This window comes from Pseudomonas sp. COW5, assembly GCF_026240005.1.
Classification (GTDB): domain Bacteria; phylum Pseudomonadota; class Gammaproteobacteria; order Pseudomonadales; family Pseudomonadaceae; genus Aquipseudomonas; species Aquipseudomonas kribbensis.
Map to the genome: position 1 here is coordinate 646,578 of NZ_JAPHVP010000001.1, position 25,239 is coordinate 671,816.

General features: G+C 61.6%; 27 protein-coding genes. 15 read left to right on the forward strand and 12 right to left on the reverse strand.

From position 1 onward, the window contains the following. Window positions 1-54 precede the first annotated feature (54 nt). From OQ248_RS02845 to OQ248_RS02865, 5 genes are all read right to left on the reverse strand, one after another. Window positions 55-252 carry a DUF1289 domain-containing protein gene (locus OQ248_RS02845; RefSeq protein WP_265811964.1) on the reverse strand — a complete coding sequence of 66 codons (198 nt, stop codon included), beginning with the start codon at window positions 250-252 and terminating at the stop codon, window positions 55-57. After that, window positions 249-1,274: an SMC-Scp complex subunit ScpB gene (scpB, locus tag OQ248_RS02850; RefSeq protein WP_265811965.1), complete on the reverse strand. Its 1,026-nt coding sequence runs from the start codon at window positions 1,272-1,274 to the stop codon at window positions 249-251. The genes OQ248_RS02845 and scpB overlap by 4 nt, the downstream gene beginning before the upstream one ends. Window positions 1,275-1,285: 11 nt before the next feature. Beyond that, window positions 1,286-1,984: a ScpA family protein gene (locus OQ248_RS02855; protein WP_265815057.1), complete on the reverse strand. Its 699-nt coding sequence runs from the start codon at window positions 1,982-1,984 to the stop codon at window positions 1,286-1,288. Between the two features lie 120 nt (window positions 1,985-2,104). Beyond that, window positions 2,105-2,734, reverse strand: a complete 630-nt coding sequence (locus OQ248_RS02860) for an L-threonylcarbamoyladenylate synthase (protein ID WP_096822250.1) — start codon at window positions 2,732-2,734, stop codon at window positions 2,105-2,107. Between the two features lie 13 nt (window positions 2,735-2,747). After that, window positions 2,748-3,611, reverse strand: a complete 864-nt coding sequence (locus tag OQ248_RS02865; protein ID WP_114881867.1) for a PHP domain-containing protein — start codon at window positions 3,609-3,611, stop codon at window positions 2,748-2,750. Window positions 3,612-3,698: 87 nt separating this feature from the next. On the opposite strand from OQ248_RS02865, the gene OQ248_RS02870 reads away from it, so the two are divergent. From OQ248_RS02870 to OQ248_RS02895, 6 genes are all read left to right on the forward strand, one after another. Beyond that, window positions 3,699-4,295 carry a septation protein A gene (locus OQ248_RS02870; RefSeq protein ID WP_085710410.1) on the forward strand — a complete coding sequence of 199 codons (597 nt, stop codon included), beginning with the start codon at window positions 3,699-3,701 and terminating at the stop codon, window positions 4,293-4,295. 1 nt (window position 4,296) lies between these two features. Further along, window positions 4,297-4,596, forward strand: coding sequence for a YciI family protein (locus tag OQ248_RS02875; protein ID WP_265811966.1), 300 nt, complete (start codon window positions 4,297-4,299; stop codon window positions 4,594-4,596). Between the two features lie 109 nt (window positions 4,597-4,705). Then, window positions 4,706-5,116, forward strand: a complete 411-nt coding sequence (locus tag OQ248_RS02880) for a translation initiation factor 2 (protein WP_265811967.1) — start codon at window positions 4,706-4,708, stop codon at window positions 5,114-5,116. Window positions 5,117-5,123: 7 nt separating this feature from the next. After that, complete coding sequence (locus OQ248_RS02885) at window positions 5,124-5,801, forward strand: response regulator transcription factor (protein WP_085710405.1); 678 nt, start codon at window positions 5,124-5,126, stop codon at window positions 5,799-5,801. Between the two features lie 141 nt (window positions 5,802-5,942). After that, window positions 5,943-6,392 (forward strand): LTXXQ domain protein, encoded by a 450-nt coding sequence (locus tag OQ248_RS02890; RefSeq protein WP_134825859.1) that lies wholly within the window; start codon window positions 5,943-5,945, stop codon window positions 6,390-6,392. A gap of 178 nt (window positions 6,393-6,570) precedes the next feature. Beyond that, window positions 6,571-7,911, forward strand: a complete 1,341-nt coding sequence (locus OQ248_RS02895) for a HAMP domain-containing sensor histidine kinase (protein ID WP_265811968.1) — start codon at window positions 6,571-6,573, stop codon at window positions 7,909-7,911. Window positions 7,912-7,962: 51 nt separating this feature from the next. Here the strand turns inward: OQ248_RS02895 and OQ248_RS02900 are convergent, their stop codons facing one another. Next, window positions 7,963-8,529: a nitroreductase family protein gene (locus tag OQ248_RS02900; RefSeq protein WP_119430020.1), complete on the reverse strand. Its 567-nt coding sequence runs from the start codon at window positions 8,527-8,529 to the stop codon at window positions 7,963-7,965. Between the two features lie 121 nt (window positions 8,530-8,650). Between OQ248_RS02900 and OQ248_RS02905 the strand changes: the two genes are divergently transcribed. Continuing rightward, window positions 8,651-10,105 (forward strand): TrkH family potassium uptake protein, encoded by a 1,455-nt coding sequence (locus OQ248_RS02905; protein ID WP_265811969.1) that lies wholly within the window; start codon window positions 8,651-8,653, stop codon window positions 10,103-10,105. On the opposite strand, the gene OQ248_RS02910 is transcribed toward OQ248_RS02905, so the two are convergent. After that, the gene (locus tag OQ248_RS02910; RefSeq protein ID WP_265811970.1) at window positions 10,062-11,123 is read right to left on the reverse strand and encodes an AraC family transcriptional regulator; all 1,062 of its coding nucleotides are present in this window, start codon (window positions 11,121-11,123) and stop codon (window positions 10,062-10,064) included. The genes OQ248_RS02905 and OQ248_RS02910 overlap by 44 nt on opposite strands. 168 nt (window positions 11,124-11,291) lie before the next feature. Between OQ248_RS02910 and OQ248_RS02915 the strand changes: the two genes are divergently transcribed. Both OQ248_RS02915 and OQ248_RS02920 read left to right on the forward strand, forming a co-directional pair. Then, on the forward strand, window positions 11,292-11,603 hold the full coding sequence (locus OQ248_RS02915; protein WP_265811971.1) for a DUF962 domain-containing protein: 312 nt from the start codon (window positions 11,292-11,294) through the stop codon (window positions 11,601-11,603). A gap of 24 nt (window positions 11,604-11,627) precedes the next feature. Continuing rightward, window positions 11,628-12,218 carry an HD domain-containing protein gene (locus OQ248_RS02920; protein ID WP_265811972.1) on the forward strand — a complete coding sequence of 197 codons (591 nt, stop codon included), beginning with the start codon at window positions 11,628-11,630 and terminating at the stop codon, window positions 12,216-12,218. Between the two features lie 153 nt (window positions 12,219-12,371). Here the strand turns inward: OQ248_RS02920 and OQ248_RS02925 are convergent, their stop codons facing one another. Next, window positions 12,372-13,187, reverse strand: coding sequence for a UDP-2,3-diacylglucosamine diphosphatase (locus OQ248_RS02925; RefSeq protein WP_007958385.1), 816 nt, complete (start codon window positions 13,185-13,187; stop codon window positions 12,372-12,374). 132 nt (window positions 13,188-13,319) lie between these two features. On the opposite strand from OQ248_RS02925, the gene OQ248_RS02930 reads away from it, so the two are divergent. Both OQ248_RS02930 and OQ248_RS02935 read left to right on the forward strand, forming a co-directional pair. Next, the gene (locus OQ248_RS02930; protein WP_265811973.1) at window positions 13,320-14,084 is read left to right on the forward strand and encodes an AraC family transcriptional regulator; all 765 of its coding nucleotides are present in this window, start codon (window positions 13,320-13,322) and stop codon (window positions 14,082-14,084) included. A gap of 72 nt (window positions 14,085-14,156) precedes the next feature. After that, a complete protein-coding gene (locus OQ248_RS02935) occupies window positions 14,157-15,050 on the forward strand; it encodes a DMT family transporter (RefSeq protein ID WP_096822236.1) in 894 nt (297 codons plus the stop codon). Here OQ248_RS02935 and OQ248_RS02940 read toward each other — a convergent pair. Beyond that, a complete protein-coding gene (locus OQ248_RS02940; RefSeq protein WP_134825853.1) occupies window positions 15,044-15,331 on the reverse strand; it encodes a SelT/SelW/SelH family protein in 288 nt (95 codons plus the stop codon). The two genes, OQ248_RS02935 and OQ248_RS02940, sit on opposite strands and share 7 nt — an antisense overlap. 71 nt (window positions 15,332-15,402) lie before the next feature. On the opposite strand from OQ248_RS02940, the gene OQ248_RS02945 reads away from it, so the two are divergent. Then, a complete protein-coding gene (locus tag OQ248_RS02945; RefSeq protein ID WP_265811974.1) occupies window positions 15,403-17,592 on the forward strand; it encodes a patatin-like phospholipase family protein in 2,190 nt (729 codons plus the stop codon). 6 nt (window positions 17,593-17,598) lie between these two features. On the opposite strand, the gene OQ248_RS02950 is transcribed toward OQ248_RS02945, so the two are convergent. The 3 genes from OQ248_RS02950 to recQ all read right to left on the reverse strand — a co-directional run bounded on the left by OQ248_RS02950 (window position 17,599) and on the right by recQ (window position 22,409). Further along, window positions 17,599-19,404, reverse strand: coding sequence for a FimV/HubP family polar landmark protein (locus OQ248_RS02950; protein ID WP_265811975.1), 1,806 nt, complete (start codon window positions 19,402-19,404; stop codon window positions 17,599-17,601). A 127-nt stretch (window positions 19,405-19,531) separates the two neighbouring features. Beyond that, the gene (locus tag OQ248_RS02955) at window positions 19,532-19,966 is read right to left on the reverse strand and encodes a MarR family transcriptional regulator (RefSeq protein WP_065260957.1); all 435 of its coding nucleotides are present in this window, start codon (window positions 19,964-19,966) and stop codon (window positions 19,532-19,534) included. Window positions 19,967-20,279: 313 nt separating this feature from the next. Beyond that, the gene (recQ, locus tag OQ248_RS02960) at window positions 20,280-22,409 is read right to left on the reverse strand and encodes a DNA helicase RecQ (protein WP_265811976.1); all 2,130 of its coding nucleotides are present in this window, start codon (window positions 22,407-22,409) and stop codon (window positions 20,280-20,282) included. Between the two features lie 277 nt (window positions 22,410-22,686). On the opposite strand from recQ, the gene OQ248_RS02965 reads away from it, so the two are divergent. The 3 genes from OQ248_RS02965 (at window position 22,687) to OQ248_RS02975 (ending at window position 25,000) form a co-directional block, all read left to right on the forward strand. Continuing rightward, on the forward strand, window positions 22,687-23,274 hold the full coding sequence (locus OQ248_RS02965; protein WP_085710385.1) for a YecA family protein: 588 nt from the start codon (window positions 22,687-22,689) through the stop codon (window positions 23,272-23,274). Between the two features lie 10 nt (window positions 23,275-23,284). Next, window positions 23,285-23,680 (forward strand): YbaN family protein, encoded by a 396-nt coding sequence (locus tag OQ248_RS02970; RefSeq protein WP_265811977.1) that lies wholly within the window; start codon window positions 23,285-23,287, stop codon window positions 23,678-23,680. A 108-nt stretch (window positions 23,681-23,788) separates the two neighbouring features. Beyond that, complete coding sequence (locus tag OQ248_RS02975) at window positions 23,789-25,000, forward strand: Ig-like domain-containing protein (protein WP_265811978.1); 1,212 nt, start codon at window positions 23,789-23,791, stop codon at window positions 24,998-25,000. Window positions 25,001-25,239 lie beyond the last annotated feature (239 nt).

Here is a 25,239-nt window from a genome sequence, read left to right on the forward strand (position 1 = left end):
ATCATACGCGGATGTGTTCGTTCGCGCATCAGAGACTAGTCGATCGAGGCAAGGTTATTTCTTTTTCCGCCGACCGGTGGCGCCGAGCTTGACCAGGCGCAGCGCCGCTTCGGCCAGCACCGTGCGCTTGTCGTCCTTGTCGAGTTTCTTCCAGACCCGGATCTCGCGCTTACTGCGGCCGCAGCCGAGGCAGATGTCATCGCTGAACTTGCAGAGGCTGATGCACGGGTCCTTCGTCGAGCTCTGGCTCAATCTTCGAACTCGCGGCGTTCGGCCTCGATGGCTTCGGCCAGGGCGCGGGCTTCGGCTTCTTCTTCGCTCAGTTCTTCCTCAGGTTCCGGTGCGGGTTGTTCGAGGCGAGCAACGGCGGCCAGCAGTTTTTCCCGGGCTTCGGCCACGCCGAGCACATCGTCTTCCTGCTCAGGCTCGGGCTCAAACTCAGGCTCAAATTCTGATTCAGGCTCGAAATCGACCTCCGGCTCTGCTTCGAACTCAACATCGGCTGGCGGCTCGACCGGATCGGACTCAAACCCGGACGGCATCGGCTCGCCATCCGCGACATCACGCAGCAAATCGTCGAAGTCGGTCTTGATCCCCTCCTCCATGCTGTCCAGTTCCAGCAGCAGCGAGTGGAAACTGGTTTCCTCCTTCGGCTCTTCCGGCTCGGCGCTGGCATCGGCCAGCTCCTGCAAGCCCGCAGGCACCGGGGCGTCGTCGAAGTCGAGTACCGGGTCCGGCTCGATCTCGCGCAACTCCGCCAGCGGCGGCAATTCGTCGAGGCTCTTGAGGTTGAAATGATCGAGGAACAGCTTGGTGGTGGCGAACATCGCCGGCTTGCCCGGCACGTCGCGGTAGCCGACGACGCGGATCCACTCACGCTCCATCAAGGTCTTGACGATGTTGGTGTTGACCGCCACGCCCCGCACGTCTTCGATCTCGCCACGGGTGATCGGCTGGCGATAGGCGATCAGCGCCATGGTTTCCAGCAGGGCCCGGGAATAACGCTGCGGGCGCTCTTCCCACAGACGACCGACCCACGGTGCGAACTTCTCGCGGATCTGCAGGCGATAGCCGGAGGCAACCTCCACGAGCTCGAACGCCCGTCCCTCGCAGGACTTGCCGAGCAGGGTCAGGGCTTTCTTGAAGACCGGCGGCTCCGGCCGTTCGCCTTCCTCGAACAACTCGTACAAGCGTTCAAGGGTTTGCGGCTTTCCCGAGGCCAACAGAAAGGCTTCAAGCAGGGGCGCCAGCTCGCGGGGTTCACTCAGGTTCATGTTCGGACTCGTTATTCGACTCGGGCTCGCACGTGGATCGCGGCGAACGGCTCATTCTGCACCAGCTCCACCAGCGATTCCTTGACCAGTTCAAGGATCGCCATGAAGGTCACCACCACACCGAGCCGGCCTTCCTCGGCGGTGAACAGCTCGACGAACGGCACAAACCCGCCGCCCTTGAGCCGTTCCAGCACATCGCTCATGCGTTCTCGGGTGGACAGTGCCTCGCGGCTGACCTGATGGCTTTCGAACATATCGCCACGGCGCAGCACTTCGGCCATGGACATCAGGATTTCTTCCAGCGCCACATCCGGCAGCAACTTGCGCACCGTGACCTGCGGGGCGTCGAGCTTGGGCACGATCACATCGCGACCGACCCGGCTCAGACCGTCGATGCCTTCGGCGGCGGCCTTGAAACGTTCGTATTCCTGCAGGCGGCGGATCAGTTCGGCGCGCGGGTCTTCCTCTTCGTCTTCGACGGTTTCGGCCCGGGGCAACAGCATCCGCGACTTGATCTCGGCCAGCATCGCGGCCATCACCAGGTATTCGGCGGCCAGCTCCAGGCGCACCGACTGCATCAGCTCGACATAGCCCATGTACTGGCGAGTGATTTCCGCCACCGGGATGTCGAGGATGTTGATGTTCTGTTTGCGGATCAGATACAGCAGCAGGTCGAGCGGCCCTTCGAAGGCTTCGAGGAAGACTTCCAGGGCGTCCGGCGGGATGTACAGGTCCAGCGGCATTTCCGTGACGGCCTGGCCATAAACCATGGCAAACGGCAGTTCCTGCTGGGCACCGGCCTGGGGATCAACGGTTTCTACTGCGGACATTCAGGCCTCGACCATGAACGGCGCAGGATCGCCACAACCGACGCGGACCACTTCCGGATCGTCGCCGGTCAGGTCGATCACGGTGGAGGCCTTGATGCCGCCGAAACCGCCGTCGATGATCAGGTCCACCTGATGCTCCAGCAACTGACGCATTTCGTATGGATCGCTCAACGGGTCTTCATCGCCGGGCATGATCAGGGTCACGCTCATCAGCGGTTCGCCCAGTTCGGCCAGCAGCGCCAGGGCGATCGGGTGACTCGGCACGCGCAGACCGATGGTGCGTTTCTTCGGATGCAGCAACAGCCGGGGCACTTCGCGGGTGGCGTTGAGAATGAAGGTGTAAGGCCCCGGCAGATGGGCTTTCAGAATACGGAAGGTGCCGGTGTCGATCTTGGCGTAATTGCCCAGTTGCGACAGGTCGCTGCAGATCAGCGCGAAGTTGTGCTTTTCATCGAGCTGACGCAGGCGTCGAACACGCTCGATGCCGTTCTTGTCGCCAATCTGGCAGCCGATTGCGTAGGAAGAGTCCGTTGGATAGACCACCACCCCGCCCTTGCGGATGATTTCGACAGCCTGTTTGATCAGGCGCGCTTGCGGGTTTTCCGGATGGATCTGGAAAAATTGACTCACATTCTCTACCTGTTCAGACGGCGGCAATAACTGTGTCATGTTTGAACCGACACCACAGGGGTGGAAGGTCCTCAGGGAGCGGCCGGTACTGGCCGATCTCCGACCAGCCTCCAGGGCCATGAAAATCACTGCCGGCACTGACCAGCAGACCGAACTCACGGGCAAGGATCGCCAGGCTGCCCACCTGTTCCGCAGGCTGATGGCCGTTGACCACTTCGAGCGCCTGTCCGCCCGCTTGAATATAGTCGGCAATCAGCTTTCGGCGCTTGCTGCGCGTGAAATCGTAGTGCCAGGGATGCGCCAGGCTGACCCAGGCCCCGGCGGCGCGCAGCGTGCCGACGGTGTCTTCGAGGGTCGGCCAGTGTTGCTTGACGTCCCCCAGCTTGCCGGCGCCGAGCCATTTGCGGAACGCTTCGGCGCGATCCTTGACGAAACCTTCACGCACCATCCAGTCGGCGAAGTGCGGACGGGCCGGTGCGTTGCCGCTGTCGCCCAGTTCCTGCTGGATCTGCCGAGCGCCGTCGAGCGCACCGGGCATGCCCTTGAGGGCGAGCTTGCGGCTTATTTCTTCAGACCGCAGCCAGCGGCCATCGTGCAGACTGGCGATCGCCTCGACCAACGGCGCGGCGTTGACATCGAAACCGTAGCCCAGCACATGAATGGTCGCGCCGCCCCAGGTGCAGGACAGTTCGACGCCGTTGACCAGTTGCATGCCCAGGGCTTCGGCGGCCGTGCGCGCTTCGGCGAGGCCTTCGAGGGTGTCATGGTCGGTCAGGGCCAGGATTCGCACGCCGTTTTCGAACGCACGCGCAACCAGTGCCGCAGGCGCCAGGGCGCCATCGGAGGCCGTGCTGTGGCAGTGCAAATCAACATTCACGGGGATGTGTAACCTCAAATCAGCTGGCGCTATCGCGCGCCCATATGTTTGTTATTATGCCGCCACATCCAGCTTCTGGCTCTCACTGTGAAACAATTCATCGATTTCATCCCGCTTCTGCTGTTCTTCATCGTCTACAAACTCGATCCACGCACCGTCGACGTCGCCGGCCATGAGTTGACCGTAGGCGGCATTTACAGCGCCACCGCCGTGCTGATCATCAGCTCCCTGGTGGTCTACGGTGCGCTCTTCATCAAGCAGCGCAAGCTGGAAAAGAGCCAGTGGCTGACCCTGATCGCCTGCCTCGTGTTCGGCAGCCTGACCCTGGCCTTCCACAGCGAAACCTTCCTGAAATGGAAAGCCCCGGTGGTCAACTGGCTGTTCGCCCTGGCCTTCATCGGCAGCCACTTCATCGGTGACCGCCTGTTGATCAAGCGCATCATGGGTCACGCACTGACCCTGCCGGACGCCGTCTGGACGCGTTTGAACATCGCCTGGATCGGCTTCTTCCTGTTCTGCGGCGCCGCCAACCTGTTCGTCGCGTTCACCTTCCAGGACTACTGGGTGGACTTCAAGGTGTTCGGCAGCCTGGGCTTGACCGTGCTGTTCCTGGTCGCCCAGGGCATCTACCTGTCCCGTCACCTGCACGACGCCGATACCACAACACCAAAAACCGAGGACTGACATGCTCTACGCAATCATTGCCACCGACGTCGCCAACTCCCTGGACGCGCGCCTCGCCGCCCGCCCGGCGCACCTTGAACGCCTGCAAGTGCTCAAGGGCGAAGGCCGTATCGTCCTCGCCGGCCCGCACCCGGCGATCGACAGCAATGATCCGGGCGCAGCGGGTTTCACCGGCAGCCTGATCGTTGCCGAATTCGACTCCCTGGCCGCCGCGCAGGCCTGGGCCGACGCCGATCCTTACATCGCCGCCGGCGTCTACGCCAACGTTGTCGTGAAGCCGTTCAAGCAAGTCCTGCCGTAATCCTTCCCTGCGCGATGAACCTTGTCGGTTCATCGCGTTCTCAATCGCTCATTATTCTCGTTTGCCGGCCGACAACCTGCCCAATATCCATTTGGTAACAGGAGTCGCGATGCGCAAGGGTCCGTTGTGTCTGATGCTGGTCACGTTGTCGATCATGGCGCCCGCCCATGGTGAAGAAAGCACCGAAAACGGCAACTCCACGCCGCTTTCTTTGAGCGCCGGCAGCCAGATCACCGAGTTGCAGCAGCGCCTGAAGGCCAGCGAGCAGCAGCGGGAAGAACTGAGCAAACAACTGCAGAATGCCGATAACACCCGCGAAAGCGCCCAGCTTGCCCGGTTGCGCCAGGAGAACCAGCGTCTGAAGCTGCAACTCAAGGAAGCCCAGGCCAGCCCGCTGCCGCGTCTGCTGACCGAACAGCAGCAATGGTTCGTCACCGGCGCCGGGGTAGCGCTATTGGCCCTGCTCTGCGGTATCTTTGCCAGTGGTGCAAGTCGAAAACGTCGACAATGGCTAAATTGAGTGAGTCATGAGCGAGCTGTTACTGATTGATGATGACCAGGAGCTGTGTGAGCTTCTGAGCAGTTGGCTGAGCCAGGAAGGCTTTCAGGTCCGTGCCTGCCACGACGGCCAGAGCGCCCGCAAGGCTTTGGCCGAATCCGCCCCCGCCGCGGTGGTGCTGGACGTGATGCTGCCTGATGGCAGCGGTCTGGAACTGCTCAAGCAATTGCGCAGTGAACACGCCGATCTGCCGGTGGTGATGCTTTCGGCCCGTGGCGAGCCGCTGGACCGGATCCTCGGCCTGGAACTGGGGGCCGACGATTACCTGGCCAAACCCTGCGACCCCCGCGAGCTCACCGCCCGCCTGCGCGCCGTGTTGCGTCGCAGTCATCCGGCCGCCGTGTCGACCCAGCTCGAGCTGGGCGATCTGAGCTTCAGCCCGGTACGCGGCGTGGTCAGCATCGACGAAAAGGAATTTACCCTCACCGTTTCCGAGAGCCGCCTGCTCGAAGCGCTGCTCAAGCAGCCGGGCGAGCCGCTGGACAAGCAGGAACTGGCGCAGATCGCCCTCGGCCGCAAGCTGACCCTGTACGACCGGAGCCTGGACATGCACGTCAGCAACCTGCGCAAGAAGATCGGCCCCCACGCCGACGGCCGCCCGCGCATCGTGGCCCTGCGCAGCCGCGGCTACTATTACAGCCTCTGAAGCCCCGCACGCGGACGCTTTGTCAGTTCGATGACAAAGCGTCTTTACCCAAGCTTTACCCAGCGCTGACCGCCGCTGACCTTGATCTCCGTAATCTGTACTCATCCGGAACGTACCGGGAACGAGACAAGGAGATACACCATGCGCAAGACTCTTATCGCTCTGATGTTCGCTGCCGCTCTGCCAACCGTCGCCATGGCCGTACCGCAAGATGGTGGCCCGATGGGTGGGCCGGACGGCGGCTGGAGCCACGGCGGTCAGATGCACCGCATGCACGGCAAAGGCCCGTACAGCCAGCTGGACCTCTCCCGTGAACAGCGCGAGCAGATCCGCAAGATCATGGGCGAGCAGATGCACGAACGTAAGCAGACGGTCGAAAAATACCTGGAGAAACTCTCGCCAGCCGACCAGAAAGCCATGAAGGACGAGATGGCGGCCAACCACAAGAAAGCCGAATCCGATGTCCGCGCCGTGCTGAAACCGGATCAACAGAAGAAATTCGACGAGATCCAGAAGAAACAGGCCGAGCGTCGTGCTGAATGGGCCGAGTTCAAGGCCTGGAAAGCGCAACAGCCGCAAAAGGCGCAATAATGCAGTAACTTCGGATCCGACGGCTAAACACCGTCGGATCTGTTGCCACTCAATTCAGATGTGGGAGCGGGCTTGCTCGCGAATGCGGAGTGACGGTCAACATCATCGGTGACTGACACTCCGCATTCGCGAGCAAGCCCGCTCCCACATTAGATTTGTTTTTGATTGAGGATTTTCTGTGCGTTCATTGTTCTGGCGTATTCTCGCGAGCTTCTGGCTGGCCATCGCTCTGGTTGCGGGGCTTTCCATTCTGCTTGGGCACATGCTCAATCAGGACGCATGGATCCTCAGCCGCCATCCGGGCCTGAACACGCTAGCCGCCGACTGGACGCAGACCTACGAATCCCAGGGCGAGGACGCCGCTCAGGACATCCTCCAGCAACGCAAACGCCAGTATCACATCGACGTCCAGGTGCTGAACGAAAGCGGCGACCCGGTGGTGCGCGGCACCTTTCCCCGTCGCGCGGCCGCCTTCGAAGCACGACAGAACAACGACGACCGACGTTTGCCCTGGCGGCGCCTGACCGATGAGTTCACCAGTGAAAAGACCGGTGACACCTACCTGTTCATCTATCGCATCCCGCATCCGGAACTCGATGCCTGGCACCGCGAAAGTCTGCTCTGGCCATTGAGTGCGCTGGGGATCGCGCTGGTGGTGCTGACCCTGTTCAGCTTGCTGGTGACACTCTCCATCACCCGCCCGCTCAACCGCTTGCGCGGTGCGGTGCACGATCTGGGGCAGACCACCTATCAGCAGAACAGCCTGGCGAAACTGGCCAACCGCCGCGATGAGTTCGGTGTGCTGGCCAACGACTTCAACCGCATGGGCGCGCGCCTGCAAAGCCTGATCGGCAGCCAGCGCCAATTGCTGCGTGACGTATCCCACGAATTGCGCTCCCCGCTGGCGCGGCTGCGTATCGCTTTGGCGCTGGCGGAGCGGGCGAGCCCGGAAGAACGGGAAAAACTCTGGCCACGCCTGACCCGCGAGTGCGATCGGTTGGAAGCGTTGATCAGTGAGATTCTGGTGCTGGCACGGGTCGATGCCGACAATGCCAGCGCCGAAGCCGTGGATCTGAATGCGCTGCTGGGTACCCTGCAAAAGGACGCGCAACTTGGCTCGCCGGAGCAGACCGTACGCCTGGAAGCCGAACCGCAGCTCAATCTGACCGGCTGGCCGACCATGATCGAACGTGCCGTGGACAACCTGCTGCGAAATGCCCAGCGCTTCAATCCGGTGGGGCAATCGATCGAAATGCAGGCTTCACGTCAGGGCGAACGAATCGTGGTCAGTGTGCGCGACCATGGCCCTGGGGTGCAGGCCGAGCATTTGAGCCAGTTGGGCGAGCCGTTTTATCGGGCACCGGGGCAGACCGCTGCCGGCCATGGCCTGGGCCTGGCGATTGCCCGGCGGGCAGCGGAGCGTCATGGCGGGACGCTGGTACTGGCCAATCACCCGCAGGGTGGGTTTGTGGCGAGCCTTGAGTTGCCGTTGGAGCCTGGGATTGTGGTCCAACCGTAAGAGCCCTCACCCCCCGGGAGAGGGTTAGGGTGAGGGTTGCTTTTAACACCTTTAGGCTTTACCCGGCCAGGCACTGACAAACTCGGCCAGATCAACCTTCTCCGCCACTCGCGGTTCTTTCTGCGGCGTGCCGAGGTAAAGGAACGCAATCACCTCTTCGTCATCCGTCAGGCCCAGACCCTTGGCGACATGTTTCGAGTACGCCAGATCACCGGTGCGCCACACCGCGCCAATCCCCTGCGCGTATGCCGCCAACAGAATCCCGTGGGCGGCACAGCCTGCGGCCAGCAACTGCTCGGCTTTCGGGTATTTGACGTGATCCTGCAATCTGGCGATGACCACGACCACCAGCGGCGCCCGCAGCGGGCCGTTGCGCGCCTTGTCGATCATCGCTTCGGTGACTTCACCTTCCTGCATCTGCGCCGCTTCGGCCAGCAACTCGCCCATCTGCTCACGCGCCGCGCCTTCGACGGTCAGGAAACGATACGGCTGCAAATGCCCGTGATCCGGTGCACGGGTCGCGGCGGCAAACAGCACTTCGCGCTGTTCGGCGGTGGGGGCCGGGTCGATCAGTCGTGGAACGGAAACACGGTTGAGCAAAGCGTCGAGAGCCTGCATCGGCCACCTCCTGAAAAAAATGTCCGGCTATTCTAGCTGCAAGTGATCCGGCCGCGTCGGTTTACATGCCTTGCCCCGCAGGTAGAATGGCGCCTTTCCCACATCAGCCCGAGCGGACTTCATGGCGTTGCCGACCTTACGGATCATTGGTTTCATCATCGGCATCTTCCTGATCACCCTGGCCATCGCCATGGTCGTGCCCATGGCCACCCTGGTGATTTTCGACCGCACCGGCGACCTGCCGTCGTTCCTCTGGGCGAGCATGATCACCTTCGTCGCCGGCCTGGCGCTGGTGATTCCGGGGCGCCCGGAACACATTCACCTGCGCCCCCGCGACATGTACCTGCTGACCGTCACCAGCTGGCTGGTGGTGTGCATTTTCGCCGCGCTGCCGTTTCTGCTGACCCAGCACATCAGCTACACCGATTCGTTCTTCGAAAGCATGTCCGGCATCACCGCCACCGGTTCGACCGTTCTCAGCGGGCTGGACACCATGTCCCCGGGCATCCTGATGTGGCGCTCGCTGCTGCACTGGCTCGGCGGCATCGGCTTCATCGGCATGGCGGTGGCGATTCTGCCGCTGCTGCGCATCGGCGGCATGCGTCTGTTCCAAACCGAGTCCTCGGACCGCTCGGAAAAGGTCATGCCCCGCTCGCACATGGTGGCGCGGCTGATCGTGGCGGCGTACGTGGGCATCACCATTCTCGGCAGCCTGGCGTTCTGGTGGGCGGGCATGAGCCCGTTCGATGCGATCAACCACGCGATGTCGGCGATCTCCACCGGCGGTTTCTCGACCTCCGACCAGTCCCTGGCCAAGTGGACGCAACCGGCAGTGCACTGGGTGGCGGTGGTGGTGATGATCCTCGGCAGCCTACCGTTCACCCTGTACGTGGCGACGCTGCGCGGCAACCGCCGGGCGCTGATCAAGGATCAACAGGTGCAGGGTTTGCTCGGCATGTTGCTGGTGACCTGGCTGGTGCTCGGCACCTGGTACTGGTGGACCACCAACCTGCATTGGCTGGACGCCCTTCGCCATGTGGCGCTAAACGTGACGTCAGTGGTCACCACCACCGGATTCGCATTGGGGGATTACAGCCTGTGGGGCAATTTCTCGCTGATGCTGTTTTTCTATCTGGGCTTCGTCGGTGGCTGCTCCGGCTCGACGGCGGGCGGGATCAAGATCTTCCGCTTCCAGGTCGCCTATATCCTGCTCAAGGCCAACCTTAACCAGTTGATTCACCCGCGCGCGGTGATCAAGCAGAAGTACAACGGTCATCGCCTCGACGAAGAAATCGTCCGTTCGATTCTGACGTTCTCGTTCTTCTTCGCCATTACCATCTGCGTGATCGCCCTGCTCCTGTCGTTGCTGGGCGTGGACTGGATGACGGCGCTGACCGGCGCCGCCAGCACCGTGTCCGGCGTCGGCCCGGGGCTGGGCGAAACCATCGGCCCGGCCGGCAACTTCGCCAGCCTGCCGGATGCGGCCAAGTGGATCCTGTCGTTCGGCATGCTGCTCGGCCGACTGGAGATCATTACGGTGTTTGTGCTATGTATTCCGGCGTTCTGGCGTCACTGATCGCGTTCGGCGCCTCCAGCAAACGCGCCCGGTAATCGCCGGGCGTGGTGTCGAACCAGCGGCGGAAGGCGCGGAAGAAATTGCTCGGATCGGCAAACCCCAGCAGATAGGCGATTTCCAGCAAGGTCATGCTCGGCTGCGCCAGGTATTGCTCGGCGAGTTCGCGGCGGGTGTCATCGAGCAACTGCTGAAAACTGGTACCCTCCTCCTGCAGACGCCGTTGCAGGGTGCGCTGGGACAGGTGCAGGGTCTGCGCCACCGTGTCGCGCTTGGGCTCGCCCTGGGGCAGCAAACGGCACAGCACCTGGCGTGCCTTGTGGGTCACGCGGCTTTCGGAAAACCTTGCCAGATATTCCCCGGCAAACCGGTCGTGCAGCAGCGCCATCGCCTCGTTGGCGGTGGGCAGCGGCGCTTCCATGTCGGCGCGTTCGAAGATCAGCGCGTCATACGGCGCGTTGAACACCAGCGGTGCATGAAAGGCTTGTCTGTAGGGTTCAAGATCATCCGGCTCGTCGCCCTGCACCAGCACTTTGCGCGGATGCAAGGTGCGCCCGGTCAGCCAGCCGCACAGCGCCAGCGCGCAGGCCAGCGAGGCTTCGGCACTTTGCCGGGTCGGCGGCAGATGATCGCCATGCACCGTCAGGATCAGCGCATAACCTTCGTCGAGCAGGCGAAAACTCAAGTCGGCACTTTCGGCAATGATCCGCTGATACCGCACCAGTCGCTGAAAGCCTTCGGCCAGGGTGTTGCTGGACATCAGCGCGTAGCCCGCGACATGGAACGAGGCCGGTCGCACTACCTTGCCCATGTTCAGGCCGATGGCGGGATTACCGGACAGCTCGACCGCCCGTTGCCAGAGTCGGGTCATGGAGTCCTGCGGGAAGCGTGCGTCCGGATCCTCCAGCGCCGCGTAGTCGAGCCCCAGCTGTTTGAACAGAACCCGGCAATCCAGGCCGTCCATTTCCAGTGCCTTGACAATCCCCATTGCCCAGCTTGCAGATGTCGTTCGTTCGCTCATGGCGCTTTTTTCTTGGATGACATGGTGAGCCGCATACTACGGCCAATTTCCCAAGGATAGTAAAGTGGCGCCGATTGTCACTGGCCGACGCCACTGTTCACTCTAGACTCAAATAAGCTACCCGCCGAACAACTTGCAATCAGAACAATAACCACAGAGATCGCAGTCGTGGAAACCATCAGACATTTCAACAATTTCGCCGAGTTCTACCCGTATTACCTCAGCGAACACAGCAACAGCACCTGCCGTCGCCTGCATTTCATCGGCACGACATTGGTGATCTTCATTCTCGCCATGACCATCGCCAAGGGCGCCTGGCTGCTGTTGCTGGCCCTGCCGCTGGCCGGTTACAGCTTCGCCTGGGTCGGCCATTTTTTCTTCGAGAAAAACCGGCCGGCGACTTTCCAGCATCCGCTCTACAGCCTGCTGGGCGACTTCGTCATGTACCGCGACATGATCCTGGGCCGCGTGGCGTTCTAGAAACCCTGACCAAGAGAATTGCCGATGAATGTCACTGCCCGTTTCACCCACATGAAGGATGGCACGCAGGAAGACTGGGCGATCATTGCGGCGGATTTCAGCGCCTACGCCCGTCAGTTACCGGGCCGGATCATGGCGCACCTGAAACTGCTCGAAGGTGATTTCGGCGGGTTCCCGGTGGATCGCCTGACCCACTCGCTGCAAACCGCGACCCGCGCCCATCGCGACGGGCGCGACGAGGAATACGTGATCTGCGCCCTGCTCCATGACATCGGCGACACGCTGGGCTCCTACAATCACCCGGACATCGCCGCCGCGATTCTCAAGCCGTTCGTCAGCGCCGAGAACCTGTGGATGGTGGAAAAGCACGGGATCTTCCAGGGCTATTACTTCTTCCATCACCTGGGCATGGATCGGCACCTGCGCGAGCAGTTCAGCGGCCATCCGCAGTATCAGGCGACCGCGGAGTTCTGCGCGAAATACGACGCGGCGGCGTTCGACCCGGACTACGACACCCTGCCGCTGAGCTTCTTCGAGCCGATGATGGAACGGCTGTTCGCCCAGCCGAAAAACTCGATCTACAAAGCGGCGATGGAAGAGCACATTCCGGCCTGAATGTGATGTCGGCTGTACCGGCCTCTTCGTCGGATCGCCGCCCGGATCAAGCCCGCTCCCACAGGTTTCGCGCCGTACACAGAATCTATGAGCGACGCGGTCACTGTGGGAGCGGGCTTGCCCGCGAAGAGGCCTTCGAAAACACCAGAGATCCTAAGCCAGCTCGGCAACCTTGGCCGCCTTCAGTTCGGCCTCCCGCGCCTGCGCGTCCGCCAGGCGATACAGCTCGATCGTGCCGTCCCAGTGCTCGATCAGCGCCGTGCACGACTCCACCCAGTCACCGCAATTGAGGTAATCCACCTCGCCGACCTTGCGGATCTCGGCGTGGTGAATGTGCCCGCAGACCACCCCGTGCAACTCGCGCTTCACGCACTCGTGGGCGATGGCTTCTTCGAAGTCGCTGATGAAGCTCACTGCGGTCTTCACCTTGTGCTTGAGGTAGGCCGACAGCGACCAGTAGCCGTAACCGTATTTCGCCCGCCAGTGATTGAGCCAGCGGTTGAGGGTCAGGGTGAATTCGTAGGCGGAGTCGCCGAGAAAGGCCAGCCAGCGGTGATAGCGAGTGATCACGTCGAACTGGTCACCGTGGATCACCAGCAGATGCCGGCCATCGGCGGTGACATGCACGGCTTCGTCGACCAGCTGGATGTTGCCCAGGATCAGCTTCGAATAGCGCCGCAGGAATTCGTCATGGTTGCCGGTGACGTAGATCACCTCAGTGCCACGCTTGCTCATGGTCAGCAGTCGGCGAATGACGTTGGTATGCGCTTGGGGCCAGTACATGCCGCCGCGCAGTTTCCAGCCGTCGATGATGTCGCCGACCAGGTAGATCTTGTCGGCGTGATAGCCCTTGAGAAATTGCGACAGATGCTCGGCCTGGCAATCCCGCGTGCCCAGATGCACGTCGGAAATCCACAAGGTGCGAACCCTTTGTTTACGGCTGGGTCTGGCGAGCTCGGCGCTGGTCATGGGCAACCCTCTGCGATGTTTTCGCCACTGTGCGCGAGCCCGGTTAATCGACCATGACAGGTGTGCGTCAGTCTTGTGACAAACGCGTCGCCCCTGCGCCGGTGTAGACTGGCAGCTCGCCCGGAGACCGCCATGCCACCGATCCTGACCCTGCGCCATTACACCCACGACCTGATCGTCCACAGTCACGACCACGCCCAACTGGTGTTCGGCCTGTCGGGTGCGCTGGATTTCGAGGTCGAAGGGCATGGCAGTCAGGTCTTGCAGCAGAGTTTCGTGGTGATTCCCTCCGGTGCGCATCACGCGTGTGGCAGCCCAAAGGGCAGCCGCTGTCTGGTGCTGGATGTGCCCGACGAGCAATGGCTGGCCCGTTCGCTGGGTGATCACGCCGAGGCCAGCCGCCGTCTGCTGGACAACGCCGCACGCCTGTCGCTGGATGCCGGACAAGGTCAACTGGTCAATTGGCTGGCGAACAGTCCGGTGGACGATCCGCTGATTGCGCAACAGGGTGCGGTGCTGTTGCTGGCGAGCTTGAATCACGCGCAACCTGCCGAGGTCTGCGCCCGTCGACTGCCCTACGCGGCCCTCGATGCGCACATCGAGCAGTACGCGGCCTACCCGCTGCAAGTCGCGGACCTGGCGCGGGTCGCCGGGTTATCCAGCGCCCGCCTGCATGCGCGGTTCGTCGCCGAATGCGGGCAAACGCCCATGGACTACATCCGCAGTCGAAGGCTGCACAAGGCCGTCGCGCTGCTGCGGGAAACCACGCTGCCCATCGGTGAAGTCGCCAGCCGCGTCGGTTATGGATCGCAAAGTGCGTTCTCGGCCGCCGTCCTGCGTGAATTCGGTACCTCTCCTACACAATTGCGACGCGAGGCTGACGACAAAAGTCGATAGTCTGCCGACAGACTTTTCAGCGGCTACACGCTTCAATGTGTGTCTGAAATGGTGTTTGGAAAAAGGACCGCAATGACTCCCCGTACCGCCCTTGGCGCCCTGCATATCGGCGCACTGATGTTCGGACTCACCGGCGTCTTCGGCAAACTCGCCGCCGCAACCCCGGCGGTCATCGTCTTTGGACGGGCCGCGTTTGCCGTTCTAGCGCTGGCGTTTTTCGCCCGTTTCGCCAGTCAGCACGGCTGGCAAAAACTGCAGGCGGTGGACTGGCGACGCCTGGCCCTGAGCGGTGTTTTGCTGGCCGGCCACTGGGTGAGTTTCTTCATTGCGGTGAAGGTGGCCGGTGTCGCGGTGGCCACCCTGGGTTTCGCCAGTTTTCCGGCCTTCACGGTGATTCTCGAAGGACTGATTTTCCGCGAACGTATCCGCGCCAACGAAATCATTCTGGTGGCGCTGGTCAGCGTCGGACTGGTACTGGTGACCCCGGCGTTCGACCTGGCCAGTGGCGCGACCACCGGATTGCTCTGGGCGATCCTCTCCGGCCTGCTGTTTTCCCTGCTGTCGCTGACCAACCGTGCCAGTTCCGGGCGCATTCCGGCGGTGCAGGCAGCACTGTGTCAGAACGTGGTGGTGGCGTTGTGTCTGCTGCCGGTGGCGGCGCCGCAGCTGAGCGAAGTCCGTGCCATCGACTGGTTGTGGATCGCCCTGCTCGGAGTGTTCTGCACCGGCGTCGCCCACAGCCTGTTCGTTGCCAGCCTTGCGGTGATCAAGGCGCGCACCGCCGCGGTGGTGTTCGCCATGGAGCCGGTGTACGGCATCACCGTCGCGTGGCTGCTGTTCGATGAAAACCCGACCCTGCGCATGCTGCTCGGCGGCGCGCTGATCATCGTCGCCATCGTTGTGTCGAGCCAGATGTCAGGCAGCGCCAGCAAAAAAACGGTGGAGGCCGAGGCCGCGTCTCATTGAGTGCGGTCGTTGTGGCCGAGGTCGCGGTCAGGGTCGATCTGGTCGCGTACCCGTTGCTTGAGCACCTTGGCTTCGGGGAAGCCACCGTCGGCCTTGCGCTCCCAGATCTGCACGCCGTCGCAACTGATGTGAAAGATCCCGCCGGTGCCCGGCACCAGTGACACCTTGCCAAGGTCATCGCCAAAGGTGCTGAGCAGCTCCTGCGCCAGCCATGCGGCACGCAACAGCCATTGGCATTGCGTGCAATAGGTGATGACGATTTCCGGTTTTGTCGCGGTCATGATCGCTGAAACTCCTGAGCCAGAGGGCGCCGCTATAATAGCCGGCTTTAACGCTCGCCCCGAGACTCACAATGCGTCGTCTGCTGATCTGCCTTTTGCTTGGTTTCCTACCGCTGCTCGTCCATGCCAGTGAAGCGCCGCGACCGAAAGTCGGCCTGGTGCTGTCCGGTGGCGCGGCCCGTGGGCTGGCGCACATCGGCGTTCTCAAGGCGCTGGAAGAGCAAGGCATCAAGATCGATGCAATTGCCGGCACCAGCATGGGCGCGGTGGTCGGTGGCCTGTACGCCTCGGGCTACAAGATCGACGAACTGGAAAAACTCGCCCTGAGCATCAACTGGCAGGAGGCACTGTCCGATGCGCCGCCCCGGGAAGACGTACCGTTTCGGCGCAAACAGGATGACCGCGACTTTCTGGTGAAGCAGAAACTGAGCTTTCGCGACGACGGCAGTCTCGGTTTGCCATTGGGCGTGATTCAGGGCCAGAACCTCGCGCTGTTGCTGGAGAGCCTGCTGGCCCACACCAGCGACACCCGTGATTTCGACAAGCTGCCGATCCCGTTCCGCGCCGTGGCCACCGACATCGCCAACGGCGAAAAAGTGGTGTTTCGCAAAGGCCATCTACCCCAGGTGATTCGCGCCAGCATGTCGATCCCGGCGGTGTTCGCCCCGGTCGAACTGGATGGCCGGCTGCTGGTGGACGGCGGTATGACCGACAACATTCCCCTCGATGTCGCCCGGGAAATGGGCGTCGATGTGGCCATCGTGGTCGACATCGGTACCCCGCTGCGCAACCGCAAGCAATTGACCACCGTGGTCGATGTGCTGAACCAGTCGATCACCCTGATGACCCGGCGCAATTCCGAAGAACAATTGGCGGCGCTGCACCCGGATGACGTGCTGATTCAGCCGCCGCTGGCCAGTTTCGGCGCCACCGATTTCGGTCGCGCCGAGGAAATGATCGATGCCGGTTACCGCGCCGCCAAGGCCCTCGACGCCCGCCTCGCCCGATTGAAGCCCGCAGAGTCTCAGGACGCCGAGCTTAACGCTGCCCGCGCACCGGGCCAGCGCACGCCGATCATCACCGCGATCAAGGTCGAGAACGACTCGAAAGTCGGCGACGACGTGATCCGCTACTACATCCGCCAGCCCATCGGTGAGCCGCTGGACCTCGGGCGTCTGCACTCGGACATGGGCACCCTGTACGGCCTGGATTACTTCGAACAGGTGCAGTACCGCGTCGTGCACAAGGGCCAGGAACACACACTGGTGATCAGCGCCCGAGGCAAGCGCAGCGGCACCGACTACTTGCGGGTCGGCTTGAACCTGTCGGACGACATGCGCGGCGACAGCGCTTTCAACCTCGGCGCCAGCTACCGCATGAACGGGATCAACCGCCTCGGCGCGGAATGGCTGACCCGGGCGCAGATCGGTGACAAACAGGAACTCTATACCGAGTTCTATCAGCCGCTGGACGTCGGCTCACGCTACTTCGTCGCGCCCTATGCGGCGTTCGAAGCGCAGAACGTCGACTCAGTGCTCGACAACGATCCGATCGCCCAATATCGGGTGGAACGCTACGGCTTCGGCCTCAATGTCGGCCGCCAGATCGGCAACAACGGCGAAATCCGCTTTGGTGTCGGTGAAGCCTGGGGCAAGGCTGACGTACGGATCGGCGATCAGAATCTGCCGAGCGAACACTTCAACGAAGGTTTCTATGCGCTGAAGTATTCGTTCGACTCACTGGATAACGTGTACTTCCCCCACGACGGCAAGGACGTCAGCCTGACCCTGATGCAATTCGAACCTGGCCTGGGCTCCGACACGCGCTACCGGCAGTGGGAATTCAAACTGGACAAGGCCATGAGCAGCGGCCCGAACACGCTGATTCTGGGCGGGCGTTACGGGCGCACGCTGGACGATGCCAATGTGGTGACGTCGAGCTTCCTGCTCGGTGGCGCCCGGCAGCTGTCCGGCTTCCGCGAAGATGCCATCTCCGGCCAGAACGTCAGCCTGATGCGGGCCGTGTACTACCGCCGCCTGACGCCACGCGCCTACCTGCCGCTGGATTTCCCGCTGTATGCCGGCGGCTCGCTGGAGCGCGGCCGGGCCTGGAACAACGACAACGAGTTCGACAGCGGCTACATCAACGCGGCCAGCGTGTTCATCGGTTTCGACACACCGCTGGGGCCGCTGAATTTCAGCTATGGCCTCAACGATGCCAATGAACAGGCGGTTTATCTGAATCTGGGGCAGACCTTCTGACCCGGGTCAGCGAATCCCGGCCAACAGGGTGCGGGCGGTTTGCCTGAGCGGCTCATCGCCCTCTTTCAGCAACTCATTGAGCAAGGCGATCGCACTGTCGAGGTCGCCATCGTCGATGCAGGTCTGGGCCTGTTCGAGCTTGCCGGCGTTGGCGGCCTCTGTCGGATCCGGCTCGGGCTCCGGCGCCTGCAGGTCCAGCGGCTCCAGGGCCAGTGACTGACCGGGATCGCAAAACTCGTTGAGAAAGTCTTCATCGATAGCCTGAACCTCCGGCTCGGCGATCCACTCCAGCTCTGTCGTTTCAACGTCATCGCTGGCGGTTTGCGGCAACTCGAAATCCTGCGGCAAGACTTGCAGGCTCGAGCCAAGTGCCGATGGCGCCGAGGACAACGGGTCGGTTGCCGGGCGACTGTCTTCCAGATCCCAGCTGGAATCCATAGACAGTTGCTCCAGATTCAGCTCGAAATCATCTTCGGCCAGCGGTGTTGTGGGCGCGGCCTGCTCAACGGGTAACGCGGCAATGACCGGAGCCGCCGCAACCAAAGGTTCAGTCCTGGCCAGTTTCGGATATCGGGCGCGAATCTCGTGCAACCGCTGCTCCTCGACACCGAGCTGGCGCAAGTGGTTTTCCTGTTCGTCATAGCCCACCTGATCGCCCTGGCGCCCCAGCACCTCGAGCAACTGCACGCCAAGATCGATGCGCTCCGGTTCCTTTTGCAAGGCGTCGCGCAGCAGTCCAAGCGCTTCGCCCAGTCGTCCGTAGGCCAGATAAATGCCCACGGCTTCCAGCACATCGCCATTTGTCTGTTCGTCTCGATGCTCAACGGCGCCATGGCCAGCATTCGGACGAACATGTTCGCTGTCACTGAGCTCTGGTTCGCTTCGCTGCGGCAGCACGCGTGCCGGCACGTCCGGGATCACTGCCTGCTGACGTCGGCGGCGAACGATCAGCCCGGCCACCAGCCCTCCCAGTAACACCAGCAGGCCACCGAGCAATGGCCAACTGACGGAGTCGTCTTGATTCTCCGCCGGCGCAGCGACGGGAACCGGCACCGAGGCAGGTGCCGCCGGGGCGGCGGGTGCCGTAGGTGTCTGCTGAACCTGTGCGAGATGCGCCTGCAGATCGGCCAGCTGTTTCTTGCCGTCGGCGATTTGCACATCTTGCGCCTGAAGCTTCAGGTTCAGCTCATCGATGGTTTTCTGCAGTTGCTGATTCAGCAGCACACTGGCCGCCAGCTGTTCTGCTTGCGCGTCGTTGGTCGCGGCCGTTTGAGGCGTCGGCGCGGCCGGTGCTGCAGCAGGTTTATTCTTGGGGGCAGCAGCAGGCGCCTCGGGCGTTGGAAACTCCGAAGACTGCGCATGCACATCAGGTTCGTCGGTGGCCGGCACGATGCCCGGCGAACCCGGCGGATCGATCAGCACCGTGTATTCGCGCAGCACGTGGCCGTTGGGCTGATTGAGCTGCACCAGGAAATTCAGGAAAGGTTCGTTGACCGGTTTGGTCGAGGTCACCCGGATCAGGTTGCGACTGCCATGTAGGATCGGAGCGAATTTGAGGTCGTTGAGAAAGAACACCCGCTCGACCCCGGCACGGCCGAATTCGTCCGCCGAGGCCAGGCTGGCCGAAAGCTCGCCGGCACTGAGTCCCGCGGCGTCCACCAGGGCGATGTCGGCCTTGAGCGGCTGATTGAGCGCTGAATGCACGGTGATGTCACCGAGACCCAGCGCCAGTGATGCCGTGGACCAGGTGAGTACACCGGCCACCAGCAGCGAATTGGCGCAACGCAGTACTACGTGCCGACTGTCGAGCATGAGCATCCCTTAAATAAGCAAAACCGACTTCTATGGGTTCGCACATCCGGTACGAACACGATATTGCCCAGTAGTTCTTATAGTCTGCCCAGCGCGATCCCTCAAAAAAACGGCACGTCGTTGTGCCTCAAGATTTTTCCAGGTTGGCCAGAATGTGCCCGTGAACCCGCATGCACACCTTCATGTCAGCCTCATCGATACCCTCGAACAACTCCTTGCGCAGTTGCGTGGCGATGGTTTCGATCTGTTCGATCAGCGGGCGGGCCGGGGCGCACAGCACGATCTTTTTCGCCCGGCGGTCTTCCATCACGGACTGGCGTTGCACCAGGCCCTGGCTTTCCAGGCTGTCGAGCAATCGTGCGAGGGTCGGCCCTTCGACGCCGACGCTTTGCGCCAGCTCCCGTTGGGTCGGCGCCTCTTCGAAACGAGCCAGATGCAGCAGCACCAGCCAGCGCGCCTGGGACAAACCCAGACCGGCCAGCCGACGATCCAGTTCGGCACGCCAGCCACGGGACATCTGGGCCAGTTGCATGCCAAAGCGGTGTTGATCGGTTAACGGCATAAAACACTCATGGTTAGACTGAAGAAATAGAGAAAAACTAATTATTAGTCAGCTAAGCATGACATTTGGCTATAGGCAAGGGGGGACTTGTACTGAATCGTTACATCCAAAAAGCCCCCCTGACCCTCCCGAAACGTCGGACCGCCCGGAGGGAGAGGGAACCGATTGGGGAATATTCAGGAAATACGCCGACCTGAATGCCCTGAGCTGAATCCACAATCGACCCGTTATTTCAGGTCGATGGATAGCTCAAGACAACTCGGTCGGCTCCCTCTCCTGGGGGAGAGGGCTGGGGTGAGGGGAACGAGCCGGATTACATCTCGAATTCCGATTGCAACGCAGCCCTCACGCAATACAGCACCCCCTCCGGTACACGACCGGCAAACAGCTCCGCCACTTCGGCGACCGACGGCAACTCACCCTCGCCGTCGAGGAACGCATCCTGAACTTCGCCCATCAGCTCCTCTGGCAAATCCAGCGCCTGCTCCAGCGACAATTGCTGCTTGCCGATGGCTTCGGCGAGCATGGTGTAGACGTTCTTTTCCGAGCACTGCAACTGACCGGCAATCTGCAGCGGCGTCATGCCGGCGCGGGCCAGGGTGATCAGTTCGTGGCGCACGTCGGCCACCACTTTCGGCGCCTCGGCCTCGCCGCCCAGCACTTCGAGGAAGGCCTCCCCGTAGCGCTCCAGCTTGCGCGCACCGACACCGCTGACCCGGGCCATGTCCGCCAGCGAGGTCGGCTGGCTGCGGAGCATTTCCAGCAGGGTCGAATCGGGGAAGATGACGTACGGCGGCACGCCGTGTTCTTCCGCCAGTTTGCGCCGCAGGGCGCGCAAGGCTTCCCACTGTTCGCGCTCTTCGCCACGCACCAGTTGGCTGGCCTGGCTCTTGCTGCCGCTCTTGGCGGTGATTTGTGGCTTGAGGTCGCGGCGCAGCTCCAGGCTCACCTCGCCCTTGAGCAGCGGCCGGCACGTGTCGCTCAGACGCAGTCCGCCATAGCCTTCATGATCGACGTCCGCCAGACCACGGGCCACCAACTGGCGGAACAGCGAACGCCATTCGCTCTCCCCCAGCGCCTTGCCCACGCCGAACACCGACAGGTGCTGATGGCCGAAGCTGCGGACTTTGTCGTTGTCCTTGCCCAGCAGCACGTCCACCAGATGGCCGACGCCGTAACGCTGCCCGGTGCGGTAGATCGCCGACAGCGCCTGACGCGCAGGCTCGGTGGCGTCCCAGGTCTGCACGCCGTCGATGCAGTTGTCGCAATGGCCGCAAGGCTCGGGCATGTCCTCATCGAAATACGCCAGCAACGCCTGACGGCGGCAACGGGTTTCTTCGCAAAGCGAGAGCATGGCATCGAGCTTGTGCTGCTCCAGACGCTTGTGGCGCTCGTCGCCTTCGGAGTTCTGCAGCATCTGCTTGAGCATCACCACGTCCTGCAGACCGTAGGCCATCCACGCGTCCGCCGGCAGGCCATCACGGCCGCCGCGTCCGGTTTCCTGGTAATAGGCTTCAAGGGATTTCGGCAGGTCGAGGTGAGCGACGAAGCGCACGTTGGGTTTGTCGATGCCCATGCCGAAAGCCACGGTCGCGACCATGATCAGGCCTTCCTCGTTGAGGAAGCGCTTCTGGTGATAAGCGCGCAGGTCGTTGGGCAGACCGGCGTGGTACGGCAGCGCCGGGAAGCCCTGCTCGGTGAGAAACGCGGCGACCTCCTCCACCTTCTTGCGCGACAGGCAGTAGACGATGCCGGCGTCGCTGCGCCGCTCGGCAAGGAACGCCAGCAACTGCTTGCGCGGCTGCTCCTTGGGCACGATGCGGTAGAAGATGTTCGGCCGGTCGAAACTCGACAGGAAACGCTCGGCGTTCTGCAAATGCAGACGGGTGACGATTTCTTCGCGGGTGCGCTTGTCGGCGGTGGCGGTCAGGGCGATGCGCGGCACGTCGGGGAACATTTCCGCCAACTGCCCCAGTTGCAGGTATTCCGGGCGGAAGTCGTGGCCCCATTGCGATACGCAGTGCGCTTCATCGATAGCGAACAACGCGATGTTCAAGCCTTGCAGGAATGAGAGCATGCGCGGCTGCACCAGACGCTCCGGCGCCAGATACAGCATTTTCACTTCGCCGCGCTTGATGCGGTTGGCGAGATCGCGCTGCTGCTCGGCGCTCAGGGTGGAGTTCAACGCGGCAGCCGCCACGCCCAGCTCTTCGAGGGTGGCGACCTGATCGTCCATCAGCGCGATCAGCGGCGACACCACCACCGCCAGGCCATCGCGCAGCAGCGCCGGCACCTGGAAGCACAGGGACTTGCCGCCGCCGGTCGGCATCAGGACAAGGGCATCACCGCCACTGGCCACGCGCTCAATGATTGCACCCTGGCGGCCACGGAAACTGTCGTAGCCGAAGATGTCCTTGAGGACGCGTTGAGCCTGTTCGAGCATAAAAACTCCAAAAATCCACCGAAACATCCCTGCACAGGCTGGTTCAAGACAGCCGAGGCTGCTTTAAACAAAACGTAAGGGCGCATTGCATGACGCCGTACGGATTCAGCCGCGACGCCGGCAGGGATCGCAAAGCGCGGCAGTATACCCGAGCCCTCCCCGGCAAAGGGCACCGCCGATAAGAAGCTTGTGCGGGCAAATCTGCCGTGCGGCTGGCTTGAGGGCTCAAGAAGGCCTAGAATTCCCGCATTGTTTATTCCCCCAAGGTAGCCCTTTAATGTCCTTCGCCGAGCAACTAACCCGCCTGCAAGTCTTCCTCGACGCCGACGAGCTGCATGAAGAGGCGCTGGACTACGTGGCCGCTCACGGTTACCTGACCGCGCTGTCGATCTGCGCCGACGTGGTGCCGGATCGTGAGTGGATCGACGCCCTGTTCGCCGAAGAGCCGCATTACAGCAGCGAAGCCCAGCGCGAAGAGATCGAAGCCACGCTGATCGGCCTCAAGGCCCACATCGCTCGCCAACTGGCGTCGGATGAAGAATTCGAGCTGCCATGCGAACTGGACCTGGGCGACGAGCCGGACGATTCGGAACTGCGCGGCTGGTGCATCGGCTTCATGGAAGGCGTGTTCCTGCGCGAAGCGGCCTGGTTCGAAACCGCCGAAGAAGAAGTCAGCGAAATGCTCCTGCCGATCATGGTCGGTTCGGGCCTGTTCGACGAACAGCCAGAGTTCGAAGACATCGCCAAGGACGCCAACCTGATGGACGACATGATCGTGCAGATCCCGGAAGCCCTGACCGCGCTGTACCTGCTGTGCCAGGCGCCCGACGAAAAACCGGCGATCCTCAAGCCACGTCACCACTAAGATCCGGCCTATGGACAACCCCATAGGCAACCGCCCCCTGATGTTGCGCTACATCCTGCTGGCCATCGGCTGGCTCAGCGTGGCATTGGGGGTGATCGGGATCTTCCTGCCTGTTCTCCCCACTACCCCTTTCCTCCTGCTGGCAGCAGCCTGCTTCGCCCGCAGCTCTCCGCGTTTCTATCAATGGCTGGTCGAGCATCCCCGGCTCGGACCATGGATCCGCGACTACCTCGATGGCAACGGCATACCGCTCAAGGGCAAGGTCTACGCGATCGGGCTGATGTGGGCGAGCATTCTGTTCTCGTGCTACCTGGTGCCGCTGCCGTGGGCGCGTGGGTTCATGTTGACGAGTGCGGTGTTGGTGACGGTTTATATCTTGCGGCAAAGGACGTTGCGCAAGTCCTGACCGTTTGTCGTTACTGTCAGAGTTGACAGGTGTGCAACGCTCCTCTGATGGCGCTCCATGGTGCATGCCCGCTGCCATTACGGCAGAACCTGCGAAGGAGCGTTCCCCATGAGTACTCAAAATCCTTTCTTTAGCTATTGCACGACATATCCCGGCGGGTCCCCGCTCAATCCTGGCGACACGACCCCCTCCACGGGTGTCGAGTTTGGCGGAAGCGGGCCGGCGGGTGCTCCATTTGTGATTACGGATAACGGCTCGGTAGTGGCTAGTGGAGTGTTCAATCCAAGCAGCGCATTCATCCAGCAGTTGGTGAATCTGGCTCAGGGACCGCATCGCTTTGAACTGCGGGGAAATGCCAGTTTGCCTGCGACTGATGTTTGGTTGTTGACCGTGGGTACAGCCGAGACGCTGACGATTGATTCGATCAAAGGCTTGATCAGCGGGGCCGAAATTCCTGAGGGCACCACCACATCCGAAACATTGTTTGCGATGAGCGGGAAAGCCAGGAAGAACTCAACCATTTATCTACGTATCGACGGGATCCGTCAGCCGGGGCTGATCGCCGTGGATGAAAATGGAAACTGGACCTATAACACCGGCACGCAAGCAGCGGGGCCGCGTAGTTATACGATTGAAGGCAACTATGACTCTGGCCCTATATCAACTCCAAGAACGTTGACTATCGCAACCGGATTGGCTATCGATACGACCTTGATGCGACTGAATGGCATCATGGTAAGAACTTCATACTGCAAATACCCTAATGGGGTTGACGCGATAAACAACACAGGTGTGCGAGAGGCATCCGGAGGCACAAAACCGTATAGCTACAAATCTTCCAACTCGAATATCGCAACAGTTAACGCTCAGGGCAAAGTAACCGGAATGGCCAACGGAACTGTCACTATTACCGTCACGGATCAAAAAAATGAGCAGGTCCTCTACCCGCTTGAAGTTTCAAATGTTTACTCCTTATATGTACATGGAGGTGTTGGCTGGACCTATGCCCGCTACCTTTCCAGCAACGCGAGTACTGGGAGAACAGGTTTGACACCACAGCTTCGAGAGGTGATTGCTCGTTGTTACTCTCAGCCTTGGATTCACTGGACTACTGAAGGTAGTGCTTGGAGCGGGCCAGCCAACGGACAAACCGCGGAGGTTTGGAATGTGAAAACCCACTCCTTTAGTTGGCTGTCTCAAACGGCAGACCTAACTTCCGGCCTATCTTTTTATTTATCAAATCCAGGCACACTGGAAACTTATGAGACAGACACTGATTTTGATGTCAGGGCACCTTGGGACGAGTCATCTAGCAATTAGTGAAAAGCAGTGATGATAAGGGGACGTAGAAAGCGTAGAAAAGGGGAAGAAAAGGGGACGTATTTATTTACCAGTTCCACCGATGAAAACCCGCTCTGTGCTTCAACCGGCAGGGCGGTTTTTTTGTCATTTCAACGTCAACGAGACATCCACGTTAATTAGTGTTGAATGTCATGTCCGCAAAGCCACATCACCTTGCGCCTTTGCCTACGCATCCGCCAGAATCCGCCGGCTTGTGC

Excerpts from the sequence above, each read along its gene's own strand:
- OQ248_RS02970 (WP_265811977.1), top strand. The coding sequence starts at position 23,285 with ATGGACAACCCCATAGGCAACCGCCCCCTGATGTTGCGCTACATCCTG.
- recQ (WP_265811976.1), bottom strand. The coding sequence starts at position 22,409 with ATGCTCGAACAGGCTCAACGCGTCCTCAAGGACATCTTCGGCTACGAC.
- OQ248_RS02875 (WP_265811966.1), top strand. The coding sequence starts at position 4,297 with ATGCTCTACGCAATCATTGCCACCGACGTCGCCAACTCCCTGGACGCG.
- OQ248_RS02965 (WP_085710385.1), top strand. The coding sequence starts at position 22,687 with ATGTCCTTCGCCGAGCAACTAACCCGCCTGCAAGTCTTCCTCGACGCC.
- OQ248_RS02900 (WP_119430020.1), bottom strand. The coding sequence starts at position 8,529 with ATGCAGGCTCTCGACGCTTTGCTCAACCGTGTTTCCGTTCCACGACTG.
- OQ248_RS02930 (WP_265811973.1), top strand. The coding sequence starts at position 13,320 with ATGCCACCGATCCTGACCCTGCGCCATTACACCCACGACCTGATCGTC.
- OQ248_RS02890 (WP_134825859.1), top strand. The coding sequence starts at position 5,943 with ATGCGCAAGACTCTTATCGCTCTGATGTTCGCTGCCGCTCTGCCAACC.
- OQ248_RS02945 (WP_265811974.1), top strand. The coding sequence starts at position 15,403 with ATGCGTCGTCTGCTGATCTGCCTTTTGCTTGGTTTCCTACCGCTGCTC.
- OQ248_RS02905 (WP_265811969.1), top strand. The coding sequence starts at position 8,651 with ATGGCGTTGCCGACCTTACGGATCATTGGTTTCATCATCGGCATCTTC.
- OQ248_RS02880 (WP_265811967.1), top strand. The coding sequence starts at position 4,706 with ATGCGCAAGGGTCCGTTGTGTCTGATGCTGGTCACGTTGTCGATCATG.
- OQ248_RS02935 (WP_096822236.1), top strand. The coding sequence starts at position 14,157 with ATGACTCCCCGTACCGCCCTTGGCGCCCTGCATATCGGCGCACTGATG.
- OQ248_RS02975 (WP_265811978.1), top strand. The coding sequence starts at position 23,789 with ATGAGTACTCAAAATCCTTTCTTTAGCTATTGCACGACATATCCCGGC.
- scpB (WP_265811965.1), bottom strand. The coding sequence starts at position 1,274 with ATGAACCTGAGTGAACCCCGCGAGCTGGCGCCCCTGCTTGAAGCCTTT.
- OQ248_RS02885 (WP_085710405.1), top strand. The coding sequence starts at position 5,124 with ATGAGCGAGCTGTTACTGATTGATGATGACCAGGAGCTGTGTGAGCTT.
- OQ248_RS02940 (WP_134825853.1), bottom strand. The coding sequence starts at position 15,331 with ATGACCGCGACAAAACCGGAAATCGTCATCACCTATTGCACGCAATGC.
- OQ248_RS02925 (WP_007958385.1), bottom strand. The coding sequence starts at position 13,187 with ATGACCAGCGCCGAGCTCGCCAGACCCAGCCGTAAACAAAGGGTTCGC.
- OQ248_RS02920 (WP_265811972.1), top strand. The coding sequence starts at position 11,628 with ATGAATGTCACTGCCCGTTTCACCCACATGAAGGATGGCACGCAGGAA.
- OQ248_RS02950 (WP_265811975.1), bottom strand. The coding sequence starts at position 19,404 with ATGCTCGACAGTCGGCACGTAGTACTGCGTTGCGCCAATTCGCTGCTG.
- OQ248_RS02955 (WP_065260957.1), bottom strand. The coding sequence starts at position 19,966 with ATGCCGTTAACCGATCAACACCGCTTTGGCATGCAACTGGCCCAGATG.
- OQ248_RS02910 (WP_265811970.1), bottom strand. The coding sequence starts at position 11,123 with ATGAGCGAACGAACGACATCTGCAAGCTGGGCAATGGGGATTGTCAAG.